The sequence below is a fragment of the Ewingella americana ATCC 33852 genome, assembly GCF_000735345.1.
GTDB lineage: Bacteria > Pseudomonadota > Gammaproteobacteria > Enterobacterales > Enterobacteriaceae > Ewingella > Ewingella americana.
Genome location: NZ_JMPJ01000064.1, coordinates 226,146 through 232,270, shown reverse-complemented (window position 1 = coordinate 232,270; position 6,125 = coordinate 226,146). Strand labels below are relative to the sequence as shown.

Annotated in this window: 5 protein-coding genes; all 5 read right to left on the bottom strand. The window is 54.2% G+C overall.

Translation table 11 applies throughout. From position 1 onward, the window contains the following. Window positions 1-265: 265 nt before the first annotated feature. The 5 genes from GEAM_RS14410 to trxC all read right to left on the bottom strand — a co-directional run bounded on the left by GEAM_RS14410 (window position 266) and on the right by trxC (window position 6,109). Window positions 266-613, bottom strand: a complete 348-nt coding sequence (locus tag GEAM_RS14410; RefSeq protein WP_034792696.1) for a YfiM family lipoprotein — start codon at window positions 611-613, stop codon at window positions 266-268. 61 nt (window positions 614-674) lie between these two features. Then, entirely contained in the window at window positions 675-2,030 is a 1,356-nt protein-coding gene (pssA, locus tag GEAM_RS14405; RefSeq protein WP_034792694.1) for a CDP-diacylglycerol--serine O-phosphatidyltransferase, read from the bottom strand. 114 nt (window positions 2,031-2,144) lie between these two features. Next, window positions 2,145-4,823 (bottom strand): bifunctional acetate--CoA ligase family protein/GNAT family N-acetyltransferase, encoded by a 2,679-nt coding sequence (locus GEAM_RS14400; protein WP_034792693.1) that lies wholly within the window; start codon window positions 4,821-4,823, stop codon window positions 2,145-2,147. Between the two features lie 32 nt (window positions 4,824-4,855). After that, window positions 4,856-5,560, bottom strand: a complete 705-nt coding sequence (locus tag GEAM_RS14395) for a tRNA-uridine aminocarboxypropyltransferase (RefSeq protein WP_034792691.1) — start codon at window positions 5,558-5,560, stop codon at window positions 4,856-4,858. 129 nt (window positions 5,561-5,689) lie between these two features. Then, the gene (gene trxC / locus GEAM_RS14390) at window positions 5,690-6,109 is read right to left on the bottom strand and encodes a thioredoxin TrxC (RefSeq protein ID WP_034792689.1); all 420 of its coding nucleotides are present in this window, start codon (window positions 6,107-6,109) and stop codon (window positions 5,690-5,692) included. Between the last annotated feature and the right edge of the window lie 16 nt (window positions 6,110-6,125).

Here is a 6,125-nt window from a genome sequence, read left to right as displayed (position 1 = left end):
TAGCAACGGCCCGCAGGGTGAAGCACGCAGTGGTTCATCACCTGCCAGGCATCAAATAAAGTAGAAAACCTCAGCTGAAAGGCTGGGTTATTTTGCTATGTGGGAAACGACAAAGTACAAAAAAAGCCCCCTTGCTCTGACGAGCGAAGGGGCTTCTTGCTTTGTGGCTTATGGATCAACCCGCGCTGTTGTTAAGCCACTGGATCATAAACTGGACGACTTCTTCTATACCATTGATATATATAGATAGTGAGATGATTAAATTCTAATTATGAATCGCCTGATAAGCCCCATAGCCTGCGGCTGCACCGGCAATATCCCAGGCGAAATCTTTCCAACTCCATCCGGTTCCTGCCTCTCGGCTGTCATAAAGCTCTTTCCCAGCACCTAATCCGACTGAAAATAGCAGCCCGAAAGAGCGGCTCTTGGCATCATTCCAACCCTGACGTTCGCCATAGGAGGTTCCCGCAGCGGCTAAGATCGCAGAACTCATAAAATGTTGGGCTTTGTCTTTACCTGTCCAGCTGTCATTAGCGTAGTGGCTACAGCCGGAGCAAAGTAGCAGTGGAGAAAGGAGAGCTATAGCAGGTAAGCGTGAGAGCAAGAGCTTCATGACTGATATTCCTGACATAAAAAAAGCCTGATCACATCGATCAGGCTTTTAGTATAGCGGATCACAAAATTCGGCTAATTAATCTGTCGATTCGAATCCGGCGTAAACGCCTAATAAGCTTACGAACTTTGATTGGATAGTTAGGGATACTTTCCAATTCCATATAATGAGAAACAATATGGGTGTGCTCGCGGATCTCATCCAGCTCTTTGGAGCGCTGCACCACCATCTCGCGATGCGGGTCATGGATCAGAATGGCGTTCTCTAAGTCCAGACGCCAAGCGCGCGGATTGAGGTTGTTACCGGTGATCAGCTGCCAGCGATCATCAACCCACATGCCTTTTAAGTGGTAGCTGTTATCGCCGTCTTTCCACAGACGAATAATCAGCTGGCCGCTGTCGACAAAGCGCTGTAGGCGGCTGAGGAATCGACGCAGGTTGATTTCATACAGATATGGCAGCGCGCCGATGATTTTAAATGGCTGATCCTGCGGGATATAGAAGTCGTTAGCCGTTTTATCACCGACGATAATCTCGACCTGTTTACCTCGGCGCAGCAGGGCGACGATGTTCCGAGCGAGCAGGGCTGGCATATTGAAATAGGGGGTGCAGAGCGTCAGTTTTTGCTCGGCACTGGCCATCAGATGGTGAATAGTGCGGTTAAGCGAGTTTTGCTTACCCAAGCCCACCATTGGTGTCACCGTCAGCTCATCATTACCCGCCGTGCCGGTAAAGTGATAGCTACTGTCTTTGAGTGACTGCCTGAACTGGCGAGTTTCGTTTTTAATCTCAATGCTTTTTGGACGATCTTGGCGATCAAGGCGTTGCACCGCGCTGGCAGAGAGAATCGACTTCTTCATAAAGTCGACCATGGAATCGGCCAAGGAGGCATTGGTGATCAGATGGTAACGGTCATAACGGTATTTGGCGTGACGGTGCAGATAGACATCATTGAGGCTGGCGCCGCTGTAGATAACGCGGTCATCGACGACAAAACCTTTGAGATGCAGAACGCCTAAAGCTTCGCGAGTGTTAACCGGAACGCCATAAATTGGCACCAGAACATCAGGATGCTGCTGTGCCATGCTGCAATACCAGTCGGCATTGGTATTCGACGCCGCAGCGCCGATACGCCCACGCTGTGCGCGGTGCCAGTCGACCAGGATACAAATTTCTAGCTCAGGCCTTAGTTGTTTTGCAGCATAGAGTGCTGACAGAACATCCCGACCACCGTCATCATTTTCAAGATACAGCGCGGCCAGATAAATCCGTTGAGTTGCTTGGGCAATCGCCTCGAGCAGCGTTGTGCGGAAATCCGTTGGGCAGTACAGCGTCTGTACAGCGTCAACCGTTTGGGGGAGTTTTGGCAGTTGAGCAAGGTGTTGTTGATGTTTATTACGTTTAAATTTTGACAACATCACAGTGCGCTTCTTCTCTCTTTAGGTAATAGCGATAGCGGTACAGACAGAACATGTACACCGCACAATCGGTCGATAATACCATTAGTAATCCCCATTGTGCGTATGTTTTGCCTATTTATGGCCTTCAGCGGCGAGGTTATGGCTAGAATTCAGGCCCAGCGTGAGATTAACGATGCCGTCCTGCAATTGGATATCCACCTCAAAACCTAGCTTTCTCGCCAGTGCCACCATGCCCTGATTATTGGGCATCGTGATGCCCGTAAGGCGCTGTATTCCGTGCTCTGTGGTGTAAATGATCATCTTTTCGAGCAGGCGTCTGCCAAGGCCAAGTCCCTTGAGATCTGAGCGAACCAGCACGGAGAATTCGGCATCAATATTGTCGGGATCGGATACCGCGCGGGTCACGCCAATGATTTCAGATTTTTCATCAAAATCTCTTACCGCCACGAAAGCCATCTCCCGATCGTAGTCGATTTGGGTCATGTTGGCTAAATCTTCGTGGGTAAACTCGTTGATCTCGCTGAAGTAGCGATAATAGAGATCTTCTTTGGTCACCTTGAGGATAAAGGCTTTTAGCAGTGGCTCATCTTCGGGCAGGATTGGCCTGAACTGGCAGCCTGAGCCATCTTTCAATGTAACCCACTCTTCCAGCTCTTGAGGATAAGGGCGAATCGCCAGTCTGGATTGCCCGTTATCATTGACGTTGCTGAGTTGGAGTGTGACATCCAGCAGATTCAGTTCATCGCCGGAAGCCAGCAGCGGGTGGATCTCCAGCCGGGTTATCTGCGGGCAGTCGACAATCAGGTTGGACACTTTGACCAGCAGCTGGCTGAGCGCGGGGATATCCAGCGGCCTTGAGACGTTGTGCGCCCGCACTTTGCCGCCTTTCACTGCTTGCAGCACCAGATAGCGCGCCAGCGCCTGATTGAGAGGAGGAAGCGCCACCGCCGCCTGCTTTTCGGGCCGCCATTCACTGCCGCCTTCACCAAGCATAATCAGCGGGCCGAACACCGCGTCTTGCTCAACCACAATTCGCAACTCTTGGGAGCCGGGGCGGTTAGCCATAGTTTGTACTAACAAACCGTGGATTCTTGCCTGCGGGAAAACCTGTTTGGCGCGATCGAAAATGGCGTTGGCCGCCTGCTCGACTTCACTTGCGGTACGCAAATAGAGCATAACTCCCTGAACCTCGGAATTATGCGGAATATCAGGAGAGCGCAGCTTCAGCGCCACCGGATAGCCCACTTGCCCGGCAATATGCACCGCCTCGGCGCTGTCACTGGCAATCCAGGTTGGCAGCACCTCCATGCCGTAAGCATGCAAAATGGTGCGAACTTCATGGGTATCCAGCTGAGTTGCCCCCTCGGCCAGCGCCTGAGTGATTAACCTGTGTGCCTCATCGGTGTTTTGCTGCAACCCGACGGGCAGGGAAGGCGTCTCTTTCAGCTGCTTTTGGTTGCGGCGGTATTCCACCATGTGCATAAAGGCCGTGACCGTGCCTTCTGGAGTGCGATAAGTCGGGATACCCGCCTCAGTGAACAGCCTGCGAGCCTCTTGTGAAGAGTATTCGCCGCACCAGTTGGTCAGCAGGGTCACGCGCTTGCCGCGCGAATGGCCTTTCATGGTGGCAATCAGCCGCTCTGCCGTCACCGTGCCGTGCGCGGCAGCGCTTGGGGCATGGATGACCAGCAGGGCGTCATAGTCGTTGCTGTCTAACAGCGAAGTGAGCACTGACTGATAACGCTCGGGTGTGGCGTCATCATGCAGGTCCAGAGGGTTAGATATGGAGATGCTCTGTGGCAACGCGGCGCGAAGTGCGGCCTGAGTCTCTTCGCCAAGAGCCGCCAGTTTGCCATTGCGCGCCAATAGCTGGTCGAGTGCCATGGCCGCCGGAGCAGCGCCATTGCTGACGATAAGCAAGCGCTCACCTCGCAGCGGATGCATGTGGCTCAGGGTCTCTACGGCGGAGAACAGCTCGTGGGTGTCCTGCACGCGTAGCAAGCCCGCGCGCTGAATGGCCGCGTCATACGCCACGTCCAGACTGAGCGGGCTATTGAGCAATTTCTGCGCCTGCGTGCTGCGGCCGCTTTTGATCACCAGAATCGGTTTGTTGCGCGAAGCACTGCGCGAAGCTGACAGGAAGCGCCGGGCGTCGCTGACGTGCTCCAGATAGAGCAAAATGGCGCTGGTTTTGCTGTCTCGGGCTAAGAAATCCAGCAGGTCGTCGACATCAATGTCGAGGCTGTCGCCAAGAGAAATAAAGTAGGAGAAGCCTACCGAGCGCTGCTGCGCCCAGTCGAGAATGGTGTTTGCCACGGCGGCCGACTGGGAGATAAATGCCAGTTTGCCGGGCAGGATTGGCACCGGCGAGAAGCTGGCATTGAGCCTTTGCCACGGAGCGAGTATCCCAAGGCTATTCGGCCCGAGCAGGCGCATGGCGTAACGTTGGGCACAGGCTTTGAGTTCAGTAAATTGCTGGGAATGCGAAGAGAGGATGATCACCGTCTTGCAGCCGCGCTCGCCCAACTGTTCGAGCAGCGCGAGGTTGCGCTCGGCGCGGGTGCAGAGAATGGCTAAATCTGGCGTAATGGGCAGGCTGGCGACATCGACATAAGCCAGCACGCCGCACACCGCGCGGTAGGCCGGAGTGACTGGCAGGACTGGCCCGTTAAAGCCGCCATTCAGCAGATTGCGCATCATCAGATACCCGGCGCGGCCCGGCTTGTCGCTCGCCCCTAATACCGCAATGGATTTAGGTCTTAGTAAGGCTTCTAGTCCACGCTGGCTCATTCTCTTTCCTCAAATCCGTGATGCTTTTGATTCTAGAAGCTTTCCGGCTCTTTTGCTGTGAGTTGGTGCACCGGATGATGAGGTTTTCCGGCTAAATATTGGGTGCGGAAGTGGGTAAAGTGGCGCGAAAGGCCCGCCGAGGCTGCGAGGTCTCCGGCTTTTTCTAGTGCCGCCGCCGCCACTTCCACCGTGCAGTGCAGCTCCGGGCGCGAGGCTTCGCGCAGGATGTAGTCGGAGCTAGCACTCACATCAAGCGAGAAGACTGGGAGATGATCCAGATAAGGACTTTTGCGGAACATCTTGCGCGCTTCGGTCCAAGTGCCGTCGAGCATGATAAATAGCGGCGGCTTACTGTCTGGTGGGATCTCAGTAAATACCTGACGCGGAGGCTGGGCGAAGGAGGCCGGGAACACCACGTAAGCCTGGCGCGTTGGGTCTGCGATGGCTTCCAGCAAGGCCGGATCGGTTTCAGTGCGCGACCACATAAAGGCTTGAGTATCAGGCAGCACGTCCGCGATCAATCGCCCGGTATTGCTCGGCTTCATCGGTTCGGTGTCGAACATCACCAAGCAGAAGCGGCTGGTGGCCTGATGAGTCTCGCGCGTGGCGCAGATGCAGTTGCGTTTAGGCAGCAGGCAAGACTGGCAGCGAATAGCCCGCGAGCCGCGCGCCAGAAAGGGACGAGTAGATTGAGCTAAACGCTGCGCACGCAGGCGAAGAACGGCATTGTCTGACATAAGCATTCCGCGGGTGGAAAACCGGCTATTCTAATCGCCGTTGCCCGCAAGTGGTAGGTTCTTGTCAGTATAAAAGCCAATGGCCCGCATCAGCAGGCCATTGGTCAGGGCTTAATTCTGACTTATGCGTTACAATGATTCATTCAGCCAATTGTTGAAAGGCGTCTTGGGCATTGCACCGCCCAGAGAGTCGACCATTTTGCCTTCATTGAATACCATAATGGTAGGAATGCTGCGGATGCGAAAACGCGCACTCAGCTCCGGCTCGGCTTCAGTATTGACTTTAATGAAGCGGATTTTACCGGCACGTTCCTGCGCGACGTCTTCGAAGATCGGCGCAAAGCTCACGCAAGGGCCGCACCACGGGGCCCAGAAGTCGATCACTACCGGCAGATCATCTTGCAGGTATTTATCCAGCGTACTGGCAGTTGCATGAACCACACTGCCTGAGAATAGGGCATGGCCGCATCGGCCACACTTAGCGCCGTCATTGATACGATCCTCTGGCAGGCGATTAGTGGCCTGACATGATGGACAAATCGTATTCATAAAATAGCCTCTGTAT